The sequence below is a fragment of the Clostridia bacterium genome (assembly GCA_016887505.1).
Lineage (GTDB): Bacteria > Bacillota > TC1 > TC1 > UBA5767 > UBA5767.
In genome coordinates, this window is the sequence record CP069393.1 from 2,109,276 (window position 1) to 2,125,753 (window position 16,478).

Sequence of the window (16,478 nt, forward strand, 5' to 3'; positions counted from 1 at the left end):
TGCTGCCAAACTGCAAGACAAAGAGAGCATACAAAGTAGACTTACCGTTTTTGGCATAAGTTTTCAAATAATTTCCAAGCATAAAAAATAGACATACAACTAAGTTAATGCGTAGCGTAAGGAATCAAGTATTTTATTCTCGCACTGTAGTTATAAGTTAAAAAAACGTGGAGGAAAATAATGAGGATTTACCATAAGCTGATAGCAGTATTTGTTTGTTTTTTCTTGGTTCTTTCAATTTCGGGATGTGCGAACAACCAGCCGGAAGAACCAGCCGAGGATGTATCTGAAGAACCTACGGAAGCACTTGTTGCGGACGGAGAAGATCAGGTAAAGGTTGGATTTATTTTTCTCGGACCTGTAGGAGATGCAGGATGGAGTTATGCTCATGATCAAGGTAGAAAATATGTAGAAGAAAAAATGCCGAATGTTGAAACTGTTTATGTGGAAAATGTACCGGATTCTTCAGATTCAGAGAGAGTTATGACTGAGTTGATTGAAGAAGGATGTGTAGCAATTTTCGCAACTAGTTTTGGCTATATGGATTTCATGATGAATGTTGCTGAAAAGAATCCTGATGTAGCATTTTTCCATTGCTCAGGATATAAGACAGCCGATAATATGAGTACATATTATGCAAGAATGTACCAGGCATCATATCTAACGGGTCTTACTGCAGGTGGGATGACTGAAACCAATGAAATAGGTTTTGTTGCAGCCCACCCAATACCAATCGTCATACAGGAAATTAATGCATTTGCAATTGGTGTACGAGAAGCCAATCCAGATGCAGTAGTGAAGGTTGTTTGGACGAATACATGGTTTGACCCTGCAAAAGAAAAAGATGCAGCAAAAAGTCTATTGGATGCAGGGGCAGATGTAATTGCTCAACACCAAGATACGTATGGTCCACAACAAGCTGCTGAGGAAGCAGGTGCCTATTCTATTGGTTTTAATGCGGATATGTGTGAATATGCTCCTCATGCGAACTTAACTTCGGCAGTGTGGAACTGGGGCCCGTATTATGTAAGCGCTGTATCATCAGTCTTGGATGGTAGTTTTGAATGTGGAGACTACTGGGGCGGATTAGAAGACGGTATCGTAGATATTGCTCCTATGAACGATGTAGTGGACAGTGAAATAGTATCCTTGGTCGAAACTAGAAAAAGTGAGATTATGGATGGTACGTTCGATGTATTTGCTGGACCTATAAAAAATCAAGATGGTGAAATCGTTGTACCTGCCGGCGAAAGCATTCAAGACAGTGATATCAATTCTATGCTTTGGTTTGTAGAAGGTATAGAAGGTGTAATACCAGAATAATCAGTATTGCGCCTAGGGTTAAGCCACTGAAGTGAAAAGGGATTAAATTAAATAATGGTGTAGTGGGGCAAAACTTGCCCCACTACACCATTATTACTTTGTAAGGTGTGATTTTTGAATAATCCTATATCATCTCTAAAAAGGCGCTGATTCTAGTTTTCAATTGACCAAGGTCATTGGTTGAATAGTCAGTCTCAACACTCATATAGGGCACACCTTTTTCTTCTTTACTAAATTCTTTAATCCTTGTTGTTTCTACATTGTAGGTGTGGCAGGCTTGCAATACCACATCAATGACTCCTTCAACATGATATTCATCAAGCAAACGGTCCAAGAATTGTATCCGATTATCGTTTGGACTCATACAAGAGCATGGAACATTTAAATATTTTTCCGTTATGGCATCGATCGGATTTTTGTTTTCATCCACGGGGAATTCGTTATCCTTTATTCCTGTGCAATTTTCAAAACAAACGACTACACCACCATTTTCTTCAATAATTCGAATAATCTTTTCTACTGCACCACCCATGGGACAACCAGTAATTAAGATTCTTTTTCTACTCTCAGATACCCTTCTTTCACCGTTTGCATAGGCGGTAGTCACTTCTTCGGTAAGGTGCTTTATTCTCTCGATAACAATTTCTTTATCAAAACTAAATTGTGAATTATTCATAACCAACTGAACCTCTTCACCGGAAATTGGTGGTGGTACCAACTTAGATAGACTATAGAAGTCTTGCCTTGCCTTTCTTTCTCGGTTCCGTAGGTCGATTTGTTGTGAGAGCATATCATCCGTGATTTTTAATCCAAATAGCTCTTCTAGTCTTTCCTTTAATAGGATCATTTCTTGTTTCCATAAATCATAAGACTGCTCTCGTTCTAGAGTCTGCGGTAGTTGCATGACTTGCATTGGTTTAATTTTTTTCATATACTCAAACATTTTCTTTTTACCGTCACAAGTCGTTTCCCCAACGATTAAATCAGAAAAAGCAAAATAGGGACAAGTGTCTGTTATGGCAAAGCCGTAACTTGATTTTATCAGAGGACATAAATTTTTTGGCAAACATTTTTCCGCTTCTAAAATATTGCTATCACTACTACTGCAAAGAGAAACTGGTATAGCATTGGCTGCTGCAATTAATTCCCAAGGTGTGAATAAACAATATACACCAACTATATTTTTACCTTGTTCCTTAATCTTTTTGACTTCGATAAATCCGTCATTCTGCCTGTCTATCAATTCTTGAAAAATTTCATCCAACCGACTCATTCCTACTCCCCCTATATTACGATTCCAATTATTTCTACTATTTATATATAGTATTAGATAAAAATCGATAATTATAACAGAAAAATCGTAACATAGCGTTTTTATAAAAGCAATCGCGTCTGCTAGTAAAAGTATCATCCATAAGTATCATTTATAAAGCGCAGAATACTATATCAAAAAAAGCATGAAATAGTGGATATTGTATAAATTTATTCGTTAATTTTGATGTAAGTATTGAAATAATTTATATTGCCAGTGCTTTTTGTTAAAGCGATTGAATGGGATAAATTTGTATGATAGCATTGCTGACGGTGAGAGGTATCGTGAAAAAAGATGGTGCTTCTCAATTCAATACGGTATGTCTTGCAATATAAGAAGGTATAAATTTGATAGGTGGAGGAAAGAAAGAATGAAAAAATTGGTCTTAATACTGTTGGTTTTAATGTGCTCTTTGAACTTTGTAGGTTGTCAAAGCGAAGAGCTGCCAGAGGCATCCAATGCGGAGGATGGCTCAAATGCAATTAGTGGTGAAATTACCTTTTCTACATGGGGTTCATTGGAAGAAAAAAAAGTTAATGAAGATATCATTAAACTTTTCGAGGAAAAGAACCCTGGCGTAAAAGTCAATTTGGAATATATTCCAGAAGAATATACACAAAGAATTGACACCATGTTTTTAGGCAAGAGTGCTCCAGATGTTATATATGGTCATCCAAAATACTTTGCAAAATGGGCTTCCCAAGGTCTCTTGATGGACCTGACGGAAAAATTCAATGAAAATCCTGAATTGTTGGATGATTCAAAATATAGAACCAACCTGTATGATGCCTTCACGTTCAATGGACAGAAAATTGCAACCATTAACGGTGCTGATACAATTTTACTTTTCTACAACAAGAGTATGTTTGATGATGCAGGTATTGCTTATCCTAATGATGATTGGACTTGGGATGATTTCGTTGCTGCTGCTACAGCACTCACGAAGCAAGATGAAAACGGAAAAACAATACAGTATGGTGTTTCTATTGATGATGGATATTCATTAGAAGAAGTATTTACTTTCTCCTATGGCGCTAGCTGGTATGACGACATGAATTTGCCGACAGAAGTCACCTTTGATTCTCCTGAGACAATAGAAGGTTTGCAATTGATGCAAGACTTGATTCATAAGTACAAAGTAGCACCGTCCAATTCAGATAAAGATATTTTGGGTGGCTCCTTTGATAGTGGGAAAATTGCCATGGACTTTAGTGGTGTTTGGGCTGTGGTATTTAGAAAAGACATTGAAGATTTTGATTGGGGTCTAGCAAATATTCCTGTTCCAGAAGGTCAGGACAGAAAGAACCCTGCACTTTATGCTGGCTATGCTATTTCAAAAACTACAGAGAACTATGATCTATCTTGGGAATTTGCCAAGTTTATGCAATCCGATGAAGCACAAAAAATGCTTGCTGCTTCCGGCTTGATTACCGTTATCAATAAGGATATTGCTTCTAGCGATGAAGTAATTGATATTCCTGGTGCTCCAGATAACCATATGCTACGTGTAACTAGCTTGGATTATGCTGTTCACAACGATGCAATGGTAACGAATTGGGAAGAAACGATTACCAAGGTTGTAACACCCAATATGCAGCTATTACTCGACAACAAACAAGATGCAGCAACAACGTCTAAAGCAATCCATGACGGATTGGTAAGAATGCTTGAAGAAGCTGAAACGACTAAATAGATAAGAGATATTGGAAGGGGGCGTAAATTTGAAAAAATCAATGAAGCAATCATTCACTTTTTTGGGATTTGCGTCCCCTTGGTTATTAGGATTCACTCTAGTTTTACTGATTCCGATTGTCATGTCATTGGTCATTAGTTTTACCAGATGGGATATTTTAACGAGTCCTAGCTGGGTTGGACTCGACAACTATATCGAAATTTTCCATGATGAATTATTCTTCAAGTCATTAAAGGTAACGCTGAGTTATGCCTTTTTCAGTGTGCCCTTGCAAATCGTACTCTCTATCTTTGTGGCAATGCTATTAAATGCAGGGGTAAAGTTTATCAATGTATTCAGGACCATATTCTATTTGCCGGTTGCTGTATCTAGCACAGCTGCTGCCCTTTTATGGGCTTGGGTATTTCACCCTGAGTTTGGTTTAATCAACAATCTACTATACAAGATTGGTATTAACGGACCTAGGTGGATTTATGATGAAAAATGGGTAATGATTTCTCTAATCATCATGAGCGTATGGAGTATTGGCAGCGGCATTATCATTTACCTTTCTGGCCTACAGAGTATCCCAACGGAACTTTATGAGGTAGCAAAGATGGATGGGGCAGGATGGATGAGTAGGTTCATCCATATAACCCTGCCGTCTATGAGTCCGATCTTGCTTTTTACGACTCTCACAGGAATCATTGCTGCATTGCAAACCTTTACGCAAGCCTACGTTATGACGGCAGGGGGACCCAACAATGCTTCGATGTTTTATGCTTACTATATTTATAATCATGCTTTTGTCTGGCATAAGATGGGAATGGCCAGTGCTCTGGCATGGATTCTATTTGTAATCATATTTATCATATCGATAATCGTGTTAAAAGTTTCTAAGAACCGGGTTTATTATGAGTCCAAGGAAGATGTGGGTGTAATCTAGTATGGTTGTAACTAAGAAAAACACAATCAAAATTATTACATATATCTTGTTGATTGCCGGCTGCTTTGTGATGCTGTTTCCATTTTTTTGGATGCTCTCAACGTCTGTTAAAAATCCAGTGGATGTGTTTAAGCTTCCAGTAAAATGGATTCCAGATGAACCAGTCCTAAGCAATTACACGAGGGTTATTACAGAATTTGAGTTTCTAAAGTACATGCGAAATTCACTCATCCTGTCCATCGCAAATACGATTGGAAGTTTGTTTTCCTGTACACTGGTGGCCTACGCCTTTGCAACCCAAAAATTCAAATATAAAAAGCAACTATTTGTCCTTATTCTAGCCACGATGATGCTTCCGGGCGAAGTGATTTTCTTTCCCCAGTTTATTTTATATAACTTCATAGGTTGGTATGGGACAATGAAGCCCTTATGGGTCCCATCTTTTTTTGGTAATGCCTTTTACATTTTTCTTTTACGTCAGTACTTCCTAACAATACCGGCAGAGCTATCGAATGCGGCAAGAATTGATGGTTGTAATGCGTTCAAGATATTTTGGAAAATATACATACCGATGTCAAAGCCGGCGCTTGCCGTTGTTGCTATTTATACATTTATGACAACATGGAACGATTTTTTTGGTCCCTTGATTTATATTACAAAAGAAGAATACAGGACAGCTTCCATAGCCTTGTACTATTTGAGGAATACCTATGAAACGACCAGTTCACTACCAATGACAATGGCGGCTGCAATTCTTACGATCATTCCTTGTCTTGCCTTATATTATTTTGGCCAAAGATTTTTTACCAGAGGGATTGTATTTAAAGGAATAGATAAATAATGAAGGGGTGATTGTTTTGCACAGTCTTTTAGAATATATGAGTGGTTTTGACAGAAGATTAGTAGCTCCAATCGGCGGTCAACTGGACACAGAAAAACATGGAGCTTTTTTCGAACCGGATATTAAGTTTATGTGCCGGAATGATATTGAGATGTGTAAGTGCTTCGGCTTTAGAACAGAGGTGTTGGAAGAAAATAACCTTGAGTTTATTGTTGAGGGGCAAATCAATGACGAAAACGTTATTTCGAAACTAAAAAACAATGATATTGAGAAGAAAGCCTTTATAGAAGAAACAGTAGAGGAACTAAAAGAGCTAAAAGCAAGGAATCCTCATTTATATGTAGGGGGAGGTTGCTTTGGTCCATTCACCTTAGTTGGTACGATGCTTGGCGTGGAGAATGTCTGCATGAGCTGTATTAAATCGCCAGCCTATGTAGAAGAGCTCCTTCATATCGCAAAAAGTTTTATTATGGATATTGCCAAGGCCTGCCAGGAAAATGGTGCGGACTTCTTTTGGATAGCAGAACCAACGGCAGTGCTCTTATCTCCAGCCATGTATAAAAGATTTTCGGGGAATTACATCAAGGAGATTTATTCATGTATTTCGATACCCGGCTTTTTACATGTGTGCGGTGATACAACGCCTCACACGAAGGAGCTAGTCAATACGGGTGCCAAGTGCTTAAGCCTAGATAGCGTGGTAGATTTTCGTGATATGGCTCATATCGTTCCTTCTGACATTGTACTGATGGGGAATGTCAGTCCCATAAACATGAAACTGTTGGATCAAGAGAAAATTGTAGAAGAAGTTGCCAGTTTGAACCGAGATATGAAAAATTATTATAATTTCGTTATGAGTTCGGGTTGTCTTATACCAGAAGAAACAGCGGAAGAAAATATCAAAGCACTGTTTAGAAATACCAAGGATAGTGTTGTGCAAGATATAAATACTTGTAGAAATATTAATCTTCTTTTTAATCACCTAATTAGCCATGGCGATAAGGACAGTTTAGAGTGTATTCATGAGCATAATCTTACGAGTAAGGAAGTAGTGGCAGCAATTGAGGAATCGCTTACCTATATTGTTCGAAAACGTCAAGATGGAAAGCTAGATTCAAAGCAGTATACTCTAATTTTTGAAGAAATTGAGAAAATAATTTCCCGGTTAGACATTCGTGAGCAAGAAATATATGTTGATGGTGGCTACCGTAAGCTGAATAGTGAATCTTTGGAGATGCTGCAAAAAGGGGATGGGTGTTATGGCGAATTTAGTTCTTAAGGATTTGAATAAGGTCTTCGATAATAGCTTTGCTGCAGTGAAGGATTTCAATTTGGAAATCAAGGACAAGGAATTCATTATTCTAGTTGGTCCTTCTGGTTGTGGTAAATCCACCTCGCTAAGAATGATAGCTGGGCTTGAGGAGGCAACCTCAGGAGAAATATACATCGATAATAAGTTGGTAAATAATATTGAACCGAAAGATAGAGATATCGCTATGGTTTTTCAAAATTATGCCCTTTACCCCCATATGAATGTATATGACAATATTTCTTTTGGTCTGAAACAAAGGAAGGTGCCGAAAGAAATAATTGAAGAAAAGGTATGTGAAGTAGCAAAAATACTTGAAATTGAAGAATTATTGAAAAGAAAACCCAAGCAGCTTTCTGGTGGTCAAAGACAGCGAATTGCTTTAGGTAGGGCAATCGTTCGAGATCCTAAAGTATTCCTAATGGATGAACCATTGTCTAATCTGGATGCGAAATTAAGAGTACAGATGAGAGCAGAAATAAGCAAACTGCATAATAGGTTGCAAACTACATTTATTTACGTAACGCATGACCAAACAGAAGCGATGACCATGGGTGATCGAATTGTAATCATGAATGAAGGTGTCATTCAGCAGGTAGCCTCCCCACGGGAAATATATAATCAACCCCAAAACATGTTTGTTGCAGGATTTATTGGTTCTCCTCAGATTAATTTTATTAAAGGCGTGGTAGTCAAAGAGGGGGATGAAATCGCAATTGAATTCGCTGGTGGAAGGTTTAGCGTAGATGAGCGCAGTCATAGTTTTTTGAAGAATTATCCAAAAAACAAGGAAATCGTATGTGGCGTGCGTCCTGAACATATTGAAGTTTGTGAAAACAGGGAAGAAAGTTACCTGAGTGCTGAAGTAGATGTCGTGGAACAAATGGGTTCGGAGAATTATATTTACTTAAAAGCGGATGGGTTTAACTTAATTGTAAGAACAGACCCGGATGTCATGGTACAGACTCTTGATAGGATCTATCTTTCTTTTAACCTTGCTAAAATCCATTATTTTGACGGTGAGACAAAAGAAAGAATAACCGAAGAAACCAACTATCCTAGATAATATCTCAGGTTATATTGTACGTTGTTTTGAATATGTTTTTAAAGTTTAGAGAGGGTTTTGATGAAATATATAGGTATTGATATCGGTTCAACAGCGTCAAAAGTTATTGTGCGAGGAGAAAGAGAAGAACACTTCACTATTCCGACTGGTTGGAATAGCAAGGAGACTTCGAAAGCCATCCGGGAGCGTTTGGAGACGATGGATATTCATGTTCATTCTGCAGATGTTGTAACCATAGCCACTGGCTATGGCCGTATTTCGGTTGAATATGCGGACAAGGTCGTAACGGAAATCACCTGCCACGGTAAGGGTGGATTTCAGCTGGTATCGGAAGATTGCACAATCATTGATGTGGGAGGACAAGATACTAAAGTCATCAATGTTGAAAATGGCATGGTAACAGATTTTTTAATGAACGATAAATGCTCTGCCGGTACAGGAAAATTTATTGAAATAATGGCGAATCGGCTGAATGTTGCCATTGATGAGCTTTTTGATTTAGCAAAGCAGGGAGAGATTATCCCCATTAGTTCCTTGTGTACTGTTTTTGCGGAATCAGAAATCATTAATTATATGGGAGAGGGAAGAAAAAAAGAAGATATTGCAGCAGGTGTAGTGGACTCTGTAGCTTCTAAGGTGCTGGGTCTTTGCCAACGCTTGGGCTTGCTTGAACGCATTATTATTACTGGCGGTTTAAGCCACAATGAGTATTTTGCGGAGGTACTATCTAAAAAGCTTAATCATACGGTGGAGCCCCAAAAAATGGGCAGATATGCAGGTGCCTTAGGAGCTTCCCTTCTGGCTGAAAAATTGAAAAGGTAAGATAAAGGTAGTGCCAAAAAAGATGATGGCATGCATCAATCTGCTCCCCGAATCCAATTAATCTTGGTGCTTTAATAAAAGAGAACCCATTTGGGTTCTCTTTTTGGATCAAGAAATAAGGAAGCAAAGAGAATCTCCTCACGCCCCAGACTTGGGGTATGAGGAGAAAGTTAGTTATACGGTCTTTACATCAAACCAGAAGCAAACGCCATTGTCCTGGTTTTTCACGCCATAATTATTACCATGCGCTTCCTGCATTACCTTAACGATGGATAAGCCCAAACCATGACCACCCTTTTCGCGGGTTCGTGATTTATCTACCTTGTAAAAACTGTTCCAGATATTTGTAAGGTCATGCTCATCAAATGGTGGTGAAGTGTTGAATACCTCAATCTTGGCCATTGTTTTAGTGGCGCTGATGTTTACTGTGATTTCCTTATTGTCATCTACGTAGTTGATGGCATTGTTAATATAATTGGTAAAAACACTTTCCAACATAATTAAATCGGCGGTTACGATTACGGGATCAGATTTATGAATGCTCCATTTGATTTGGTTTTCATCAAATACCTTGATGTATTTTTTCAAGATGCTTTCGATGAAATCGTTGATTTCAAATTTCGAAAAATACAATCTTGTATCCCCGAATTCTACTTGATTAATGTTTAGCAGTTTTTCAACCAATTGGTTCATCTTGTTTGCTTCATCCATAATTACATCGCAATAGAAATCGGACTGCTCCTTGCTTTTCGATACATTTAATTTTAATCCTTCTGCATATCCCTGCATGAGAGCTAGAGGTGTTTTTAATTCATGCGACACACTATTTAGTAAATCCTTACGCCGCTCATCCAACCGGTTCTTTTCGCTTATTTCTACTTTTAGTTCTTTGTTTTTATTATTTAAATTTTGTATGTTATAGGATAGCTCTGAGGATAGCTCGTTGATGCTTTGTGCTAATTGTCCAATTTCATCTTTTGTCTTAACGTTGCATTTGCTGTTGAAATCCAAATTTCTCAATTTCTTGGTTGTATTATTCATTTGAATAATTGGCTTTGTAAAGTTATTGGAAATCAAATAAGCGATGAGCATGGCTACAACAAAGATTATGCTACCAATTATGAGGGCAAACTTGTTGTAAAGATTGATGTTTGTGTCAATTATGGATAGTGGAATCTTTAATTCAACAAGATACCCGTTTTCCAAAGAGCCAACTAAGGCCAGATGCTTAACATTGATTGTGGTATCGTTAAACCCCAAAAAAGTGGTGTTTTCATCGATGGGTTCTTCCAAATATACATCATAGGAAGTAGGTAGCGAATAGCTACCGATACGATGTTCCAAAGCCGGCAACCGGGGAGTGGGCGTGTTTCCTATATGGTTTGGTGCATTGGCACTCGCTCCATAAATTAAATTGTTGTCCGCATCTCTTATTATGATGTCCACCCGTTGATCATTTTGGATTAACAAAAAATCGAGTGAATGGTCCTCATATTCGTCATTATTAATCTGGTCGATTGTATCATAAACCTCGATTAACCATTTTTTTTGGTTAAAAACATAGAATGGCTCTAAAAGTAATGAATTGGCTAGGATTGTTAGCCCCACTAAGGTGATGGCCAGTGAACCGATGTATATGAATAATTTTTTTCTTATGGAGTTCATTTTGGCACCTCAAATTTATAACCATACCCTCGGACCGTCTTAATGTAGGAAACGTCTTGATTCAATTTATCTCTAAGCCTATTGATATGGGTATCAACTGTCCGGTCAGTACCTTCATAGTCGTATCCCCAGACATTGTTTAATAGGGTATCTCTACCTACAACAACATTTTCATTTTCTAACAAATAGACTAGTAACTTATATTCGGTAAGACTTAGTTCAATTTGCACATCTTCATTTTTGACTGAGTGTTTATCTAAATCTATGCTTAGCGTGCCTTTTTCTATTACGGAAGTCTTGTTATAGGTGCGAACTAGTAGGGCATTGACTCTCGCGACTAGTACGGATGGACTGAATGGTTTTTTGATGTATTCATCGGCCCCCTTATTAAATCCTTGTAATTCATCTTTTTCGGCCGCTTTGGCCGTAAGCATGATGATTGGAATCTTGCTACTACGCCGAATTTCTTCACAAATTTCCCACCCATTATAATATGGCATCATTACATCTAGGATCACCAGGCTTATGTCTTTGTTTTCCATAAAAATTTCGATGGCTTCAGCACCATCACATGCCTCAATAATCTCGTATCCCGCATCTACCAAAAAGTCAGATATCAAAATACGCATTCGCTTTTCATCGTCTGCGACTAATATTTTATATTTCATTTAATCACACCATCCTTATGTTGATGATTCTACACGTGCTTTGTTACAACTATTTTACAATAATGTAAGAAAGATTGCGCATAAATATTGTGGCAAAGAAAACATAGGCAAACAAATAATCCCACAAGCCCTAGCCAGGTTTGAATTTTAGACATTCTCTTTCATTTGCAGCTAGAATCCAAACAATCCTTAAAATAGTATACCACGCATAGGATTCTTATTTTGGAATCGGAAGACCAGATTGGAAATACTTTTGCAATGCAGACGGGTTGGCTGTAAGAATTCAGTTTGAAATTTGTAATTGTTATAAGATTGTGACAAACAATATTTAGAATAGGACCATAGATGACGAGTACTTGCTTGACTTGATCTGGATTAATTTCAATTGGCAAGCGATGTATCGAACTGTTGAAAATGCAGAAAGCAAATTACAAAGGGGGAGAGGACATGGGTTCTACAGAATTAATCGTAATTTTGGCAATGGGGATACTGATATTTGGAGCATCAGCAATCCCGAAACTAGCAAGGTCATTCGGTGAAGCAAAAAAGGAAATTGACAAAGCTTTAAATGATGCAGAAACAGTATGCTCTAGTAAGAATCAAGACATCATATGAAAATGTGGACCTAACCGGAAAAGCGTCCACAATATTTGGTCACGCATAGGAACTCTGAAAAGGATTGTTAAAAAAAGAAAAGGAATAATGATATGAAAAAGAAAGCGATTTTACCAATATGTTTCATTGTCGTACTGGTCTTTTTTGCAGGTTGTAGTAGCACGGGAGCGACGGAAATAACAGCAGAAGATTTAGAATCAGCGGAAGAAGCAGTTGTCGACCAAGAGGAATTAGCAGCAGAAGAGGGGGTCTTACTTGATGCAGAAGAAGTACCTATAAAGGAGGATGCACCTACGGCGGACAAGGAAAGAACTTCTTCTAAAGCGGATGCACCTGCAATGGAAACGGAAAAAGCTTCTCCGGTAAACGATGCTCCAGTAAACGATGCTTCAGCTGAGAAAGTAGATGTACCTGCTGATGCTGACCGGCCAGAGCAGCAAGAGTCACAATTTGCTGAATATGTTGAAAGTGGTGTTTTAACGCAGGACGAAGCGGAAGCTTTGGATGAGTACTTCAGGGAAAACATGCCCTCTCAAGAAATGTCAGAATCTTCTACAAATGAGATGGTAAATCCGTTAGAGGGTGCTGTTGAAGAGGGGATTATTACGCAAGCACAAGCAGATCTAATTGATATGGATAGCCCTATGGCTAGGCCCGAAATGGGAGCAGATAGAGAACCAGGTGGCGCAAGACCGAGTAATTAACCTATTGAAAGCAAACGTATGTGCAGCAAATTGATTTATAAAAACTTCCCATAAGACCCCTGCCTATGTAAGACTTTTTCACATAGGCAGGGGTCTTTGATGGCAAGTCCATATTTACATGTTGAACGATGTCTAGGTATCTTAGACTAGGGAATACACCTATTTGATTTGCTGGCAAGCATGGGATGCAGTCAAATATGTTGTAATCGGTGATGAAATTACAACATATTGACAGAAGGTATAATTGTTAATTTGTTAATAAATTGGACCCAGCCGTCTTTGTGATATGGCTGTAACATAAATCCATTATTATTTTTTTAAACCGAATTGGTGCCATACAAAAAAAGGGTATTTCCCTAAATGAAGGCATATGACTCCAGTATGGTGTAATGGGCTATGAACCAATAATTTGATGTTTAATGGGAGGTAAAAAATGGGATCAACAGAACTAATCGTAATTTTGGCAATAGTGGTATTGGTATTTGGAGCATCATCAATTCCAAAACTGGCAAGATCGATTGGCCAGGCAAGAAGAGAGTTTGACAAGGCGCTTAAGGATGACGATAAAGACCTAATTGATGGTAACGGAGAAAAGTAAAATGAAAACGGAAGTGCGTTCTGACAAATATATGCATATATTTGAACATCTAAGGGAACTGAGAAAAAGACTATTTATATCATTAGTAGGGTATGTACTCTTTCTAATTCTCGCCTTTGTGGTATATGACTATATTGTTGATGCATTCATTAAGTTTTACTCATCGATACCAAGCGGAGGTGACAACGTATTGTTTGTTAACTCGGTTGTTGAAGGCATGACGACAAAAATCAAAGTATCCTTATTGATGGGACTGACGTTTTCACTGCCAGTGCATATATACAATAGTATTGCTTTTGTGTTTCCGGCATTGGAGCCAAAGCAAAAGAGATATATTGTGGTTACCCTGATATGCAGCTTTGTCTTAATGTTGTTAAGTACGTATCTTTCCTATTTTAAAATATTGCCAGTATCAATCAATTTTTTGACCAACAGTGGCTTTATTCCGAGCAATGTGGGTTTGTTGTTAAGCTATGAAACCAATCTTTTCTACGTGTTGTACTTTGTGTTTTGGTCAATGGTTGCCTTTCAATTACCTATCGTGTTCGTATTGTTAATGGCATTTAACGTTATCAAGAGGAAGACAGCGTTACAGATGAGCCGGTACATCATTATTGTGATCTTTGCTCTGGCAGCCATTGTTACCCCGCCGGATGTGATTAGTCAGGTAGGGTTAGCACTACCGCTAGTTATACTATTTTTTCTAGCAATCTTGATAGCGAAAATATTTAAGTTTGGAGAATAACTATGTTTGGTCTAGGTTTTATAGAAATTATTGTGATCGGTATTGTAGTTTTACTGGCTGTAAAACCAGAAGACTTGCCTAATTTTGTAAAAAAAATTGGTAGGTCCTATAAAGAGCTTAAGAATACAATCAGTGAAGTAAATAAAATGAAAGAAGATTTTGTCAAAATAGCGGATAAAGATATCAAACAAGAAATAGTTGATAAAACAAAAAAAGTATTGGATTCCGATGATGCTTTGACGGTAACTAAAAAATAACAATTTTGTCTTTGTGGCTATTCATGAATTTTGCAAAGGAGATTTAATATGGCGATTAATACTATTGATGGAAAATGTACCAGTTGTGGAGAATGCGTACTCGCGTGTCCCTGTGACGTATTGAGATTAGATGAAGAGACGAATCTTTGTGTTGTGAAATATCCAGATGATTGTCAACTGTGCAACTTGTGCGTTTACTATTGTGAATTTGATGCACTTGAGTTAACCGGTGAGAAGAATGGCAAGCTCGTTTTATCCTGGAGCTGACGATTACTGAATTGGAGGGAATGTATGGTTAATTATATAAAATCAGAATATTCCACTGATGTATTGGTTGTTGGTGGAGGAATAGCAGCAGTGTTTGCATCGTTGCGGGCACAAGAAAATGGCGCCAAGGTTTTACTGGTTGATAAGGGGAGCGTAGGCAGATCAGGGCAAACACCCTTTGCCAGTGCGATGGCTGTGTTTGATGAAGAAACACAAGACCGAGATTCTTGGCAGAAAATTATGGCAGAGAATGCTGAGAATTTGAATAATCCAGCCTATTTGGATGTGCTTATGGATTACTCCAAAGAAATATATGATGAATTGGAATCGTGGGATGCAACCGGTGTCGGTTTCGGTTCTATATTTAGAGATAAGATTATGGAAAAAGGTGTAGAGTTACTGGAAAGATGCATGATTACTTCATTGCTAGAAGAAAGTGGAACCGTGGCCGGTGCGATTGGATTTAAGATAGATAGCGGAGAAGCAGTAGTGATAAAAGCGAAATCTGTAATTCTATGTACAGGTGCCGGTGGCTTTAAACCGAATGGATTTCAAGTTCGTTCCCTAACCTTTGATGGTGATGCCATGGCCTACCGGATTGGTGCAAAGATATCTGGCAAAGAGTTTGTCGATACGCATGGCACCTTAACCAGTTACCCGGCCTTTTGTTGGGGACAATGGGAAGGCATGTGGAATCAAGGCTTACCCGCAATTCCCGATGGACCCATGGATGGTGGTGGACAGGCCTTAGATCTTCATGAGTGTATCGATGTTCATGAAAATGGTGTTAGTACTTCTTCAAGCAGCGATGAGCAAGGAGGACCACCAGCAAGAGAGTCTGGAAGTGGGGAAGAGCAAGACGGGCCACCACCTGAAGAATCTGAAAGTGGGGATGAGCAAGCTGGACCACCACCTGGCGAATCTGAAGGTGGAGAAGAAAGAGGCGGTGGTGGAAATCCGAGAACGATGATCGGCGGAGCTTCTGCGGGCTTAGGTGTACATAAAGCCGAAGGCTTATTCCCTGCAGACAACAAATGCAGGACCAATATTAAGGGATTATTGGCTGCAGGAGATTGCTTGTCATCTATGCTAGTTGGACCACTATATAATGGGGTTGGTGGTTTTTCAGTATCTGGTTCTGCAACACAAGGGGCACTAGCCGGTGAAGTAGCCGCAGAATACATAAAAGCTAGCAGCCAGGTAAGTGTTTCAGACAGTATGGTAGAGGAAGCAATTGATGAAATGTTTGAACCATTGAACAATGAATATGGATATTCACCTGGTTGGGTAGAGCATATGATTCAGGGTACTTTGATTCCCTATTATGTCTTATATATTAAAGAAGAAAAGAGACTGAATTCAGCGCTTACGAATATTGAGTTTTTCAGAGACCATTTCTCCGTTAAATTGAAGGCTTCGGACCTGCATGATTTACGAAAAGCACATGAAGTGAAGAATATGTTGCTTAATGCCGAAATGAAATTGAGGGCCTCTCTATTTAGGACCGAGTCTAGAGGTAATCACTACCGCGAAGAGTATCCTGAAAGCAATGACAATGACTGGCTTGCCTGGGTCGTGATTCAAAAAGGCGATGATGGGAATATGCAGCTTGAAAAATTCATGATAAAAGAGTTTGAAAAGCTTGTAGTATGATGAAGTGAGGTAGAA

At 38.5% G+C, this 16,478-nt stretch carries 17 protein-coding genes; 14 read left to right on the forward strand and 3 right to left on the reverse strand.

Annotated elements, in window-relative coordinates:
* Positions 1 to 180 precede the first annotated feature (180 nt).
* Entirely contained in the window at positions 181 to 1,323 is a 1,143-nt protein-coding gene (locus JR334_10025; protein ID QRN85275.1) for a BMP family ABC transporter substrate-binding protein, read from the forward strand.
* A gap of 124 nt (positions 1,324 to 1,447) precedes the next feature.
* Here JR334_10025 and JR334_10030 read toward each other — a convergent pair whose 3' ends face one another.
* On the reverse strand, positions 1,448 to 2,596 hold the full coding sequence (locus tag JR334_10030) for a 2-hydroxyacyl-CoA dehydratase (protein QRN85276.1): 1,149 nt from the start codon (positions 2,594 to 2,596) through the stop codon (positions 1,448 to 1,450).
* 409 nt (positions 2,597 to 3,005) lie between these two features.
* Here JR334_10030 and JR334_10035 point away from each other — a divergent pair, with 409 nt between their 5' ends.
* The 6 genes from JR334_10035 to JR334_10060 are packed head-to-tail and all read left to right on the forward strand — an operon-like array spanning position 3,006 to position 9,291.
* A complete protein-coding gene (locus JR334_10035; GenBank protein QRN85277.1) occupies positions 3,006 to 4,328 on the forward strand; it encodes a sugar ABC transporter substrate-binding protein in 1,323 nt (440 codons plus the stop codon).
* Between the two features lie 40 nt (positions 4,329 to 4,368).
* On the forward strand, positions 4,369 to 5,253 hold the full coding sequence (locus tag JR334_10040) for a sugar ABC transporter permease (GenBank protein QRN86915.1): 885 nt from the start codon (positions 4,369 to 4,371) through the stop codon (positions 5,251 to 5,253).
* 1 nt (position 5,254) lies between these two features.
* The gene (locus JR334_10045) at positions 5,255 to 6,094 is read left to right on the forward strand and encodes a carbohydrate ABC transporter permease (protein QRN85278.1); all 840 of its coding nucleotides are present in this window, start codon (positions 5,255 to 5,257) and stop codon (positions 6,092 to 6,094) included.
* A 37-nt stretch (positions 6,095 to 6,131) separates the two neighbouring features.
* Complete coding sequence (locus tag JR334_10050; GenBank protein ID QRN85279.1) at positions 6,132 to 7,373, forward strand: hypothetical protein; 1,242 nt, start codon at positions 6,132 to 6,134, stop codon at positions 7,371 to 7,373.
* Complete coding sequence (gene ugpC, locus JR334_10055) at positions 7,354 to 8,469, forward strand: sn-glycerol-3-phosphate ABC transporter ATP-binding protein UgpC (protein QRN85280.1); 1,116 nt, start codon at positions 7,354 to 7,356, stop codon at positions 8,467 to 8,469. Before JR334_10050 ends, ugpC begins: the two co-directional genes overlap by 20 nt.
* Before the next feature lie 60 nt (positions 8,470 to 8,529).
* The gene (locus JR334_10060) at positions 8,530 to 9,291 is read left to right on the forward strand and encodes a CoA activase (GenBank protein QRN85281.1); all 762 of its coding nucleotides are present in this window, start codon (positions 8,530 to 8,532) and stop codon (positions 9,289 to 9,291) included.
* Positions 9,292 to 9,465: 174 nt separating this feature from the next.
* Here the strand turns inward: JR334_10060 and JR334_10065 are convergent, their stop codons facing one another.
* Together JR334_10065 and JR334_10070 are read right to left on the reverse strand one after the other, a co-directional pair.
* Entirely contained in the window at positions 9,466 to 10,956 is a 1,491-nt protein-coding gene (locus JR334_10065; GenBank protein ID QRN85282.1) for a HAMP domain-containing protein, read from the reverse strand.
* Positions 10,953 to 11,624 carry a response regulator transcription factor gene (locus JR334_10070; GenBank protein QRN85283.1) on the reverse strand — a complete coding sequence of 224 codons (672 nt, stop codon included), beginning with the start codon at positions 11,622 to 11,624 and terminating at the stop codon, positions 10,953 to 10,955. The genes JR334_10065 and JR334_10070 overlap by 4 nt, the downstream gene beginning before the upstream one ends.
* A gap of 447 nt (positions 11,625 to 12,071) precedes the next feature.
* On the opposite strand from JR334_10070, the gene JR334_10075 reads away from it, so the two are divergent.
* The 7 genes from JR334_10075 to JR334_10105 all read left to right on the forward strand — a co-directional run bounded on the left by JR334_10075 (position 12,072) and on the right by JR334_10105 (position 16,463).
* Positions 12,072 to 12,239: a twin-arginine translocase TatA/TatE family subunit gene (locus JR334_10075; protein ID QRN85284.1), complete on the forward strand. Its 168-nt coding sequence runs from the start codon at positions 12,072 to 12,074 to the stop codon at positions 12,237 to 12,239.
* A 92-nt stretch (positions 12,240 to 12,331) separates the two neighbouring features.
* Entirely contained in the window at positions 12,332 to 12,943 is a 612-nt protein-coding gene (locus tag JR334_10080; GenBank protein ID QRN85285.1) for a hypothetical protein, read from the forward strand.
* 433 nt (positions 12,944 to 13,376) lie between these two features.
* On the forward strand, positions 13,377 to 13,541 hold the full coding sequence (locus tag JR334_10085) for a twin-arginine translocase TatA/TatE family subunit (protein QRN85286.1): 165 nt from the start codon (positions 13,377 to 13,379) through the stop codon (positions 13,539 to 13,541).
* Position 13,542: 1 nt separating this feature from the next.
* Positions 13,543 to 14,286: a twin-arginine translocase subunit TatC gene (gene tatC, locus JR334_10090; GenBank protein QRN85287.1), complete on the forward strand. Its 744-nt coding sequence runs from the start codon at positions 13,543 to 13,545 to the stop codon at positions 14,284 to 14,286.
* 2 nt (positions 14,287 to 14,288) lie between these two features.
* Positions 14,289 to 14,543, forward strand: a complete 255-nt coding sequence (locus JR334_10095; protein ID QRN85288.1) for a twin-arginine translocase TatA/TatE family subunit — start codon at positions 14,289 to 14,291, stop codon at positions 14,541 to 14,543.
* Between the two features lie 48 nt (positions 14,544 to 14,591).
* Positions 14,592 to 14,810: a 4Fe-4S binding protein gene (locus tag JR334_10100; GenBank protein QRN85289.1), complete on the forward strand. Its 219-nt coding sequence runs from the start codon at positions 14,592 to 14,594 to the stop codon at positions 14,808 to 14,810.
* Between the two features lie 24 nt (positions 14,811 to 14,834).
* Positions 14,835 to 16,463 (forward strand): FAD-binding protein, encoded by a 1,629-nt coding sequence (locus tag JR334_10105; protein QRN85290.1) that lies wholly within the window; start codon positions 14,835 to 14,837, stop codon positions 16,461 to 16,463.
* The last annotated feature ends 15 nt before the right edge of the window (positions 16,464 to 16,478 follow it).

What these genes read in the sequence shown, in the direction of transcription:
- JR334_10025 (QRN85275.1), top strand. Translation starts at nt 181, where the DNA reads ATGAGGATTTACCATAAGCTGATAGCAGTATTTGTTTGTTTTTTCTTG.
- JR334_10060 (QRN85281.1), top strand. Translation starts at nt 8,530, where the DNA reads ATGAAATATATAGGTATTGATATCGGTTCAACAGCGTCAAAAGTTATT.
- JR334_10085 (QRN85286.1), top strand. Translation starts at nt 13,377, where the DNA reads ATGGGATCAACAGAACTAATCGTAATTTTGGCAATAGTGGTATTGGTA.
- tatC (QRN85287.1), top strand. Translation starts at nt 13,543, where the DNA reads ATGAAAACGGAAGTGCGTTCTGACAAATATATGCATATATTTGAACAT.
- JR334_10105 (QRN85290.1), top strand. Translation starts at nt 14,835, where the DNA reads ATGGTTAATTATATAAAATCAGAATATTCCACTGATGTATTGGTTGTT.
- ugpC (QRN85280.1), top strand. Translation starts at nt 7,354, where the DNA reads ATGGCGAATTTAGTTCTTAAGGATTTGAATAAGGTCTTCGATAATAGC.
- JR334_10065 (QRN85282.1), bottom strand. Translation starts at nt 10,956, where the DNA reads ATGAACTCCATAAGAAAAAAATTATTCATATACATCGGTTCACTGGCC.
- JR334_10040 (QRN86915.1), top strand. Translation starts at nt 4,369, where the DNA reads ATGAAGCAATCATTCACTTTTTTGGGATTTGCGTCCCCTTGGTTATTA.
- JR334_10035 (QRN85277.1), top strand. Translation starts at nt 3,006, where the DNA reads ATGAAAAAATTGGTCTTAATACTGTTGGTTTTAATGTGCTCTTTGAAC.
- JR334_10075 (QRN85284.1), top strand. Translation starts at nt 12,072, where the DNA reads ATGGGTTCTACAGAATTAATCGTAATTTTGGCAATGGGGATACTGATA.
- JR334_10045 (QRN85278.1), top strand. Translation starts at nt 5,255, where the DNA reads ATGGTTGTAACTAAGAAAAACACAATCAAAATTATTACATATATCTTG.
- JR334_10070 (QRN85283.1), bottom strand. Translation starts at nt 11,624, where the DNA reads ATGAAATATAAAATATTAGTCGCAGACGATGAAAAGCGAATGCGTATT.
- JR334_10095 (QRN85288.1), top strand. Translation starts at nt 14,289, where the DNA reads ATGTTTGGTCTAGGTTTTATAGAAATTATTGTGATCGGTATTGTAGTT.
- JR334_10050 (QRN85279.1), top strand. Translation starts at nt 6,132, where the DNA reads ATGAGTGGTTTTGACAGAAGATTAGTAGCTCCAATCGGCGGTCAACTG.
- JR334_10080 (QRN85285.1), top strand. Translation starts at nt 12,332, where the DNA reads ATGAAAAAGAAAGCGATTTTACCAATATGTTTCATTGTCGTACTGGTC.
- JR334_10030 (QRN85276.1), bottom strand. Translation starts at nt 2,596, where the DNA reads ATGAGTCGGTTGGATGAAATTTTTCAAGAATTGATAGACAGGCAGAAT.
- JR334_10100 (QRN85289.1), top strand. Translation starts at nt 14,592, where the DNA reads ATGGCGATTAATACTATTGATGGAAAATGTACCAGTTGTGGAGAATGC.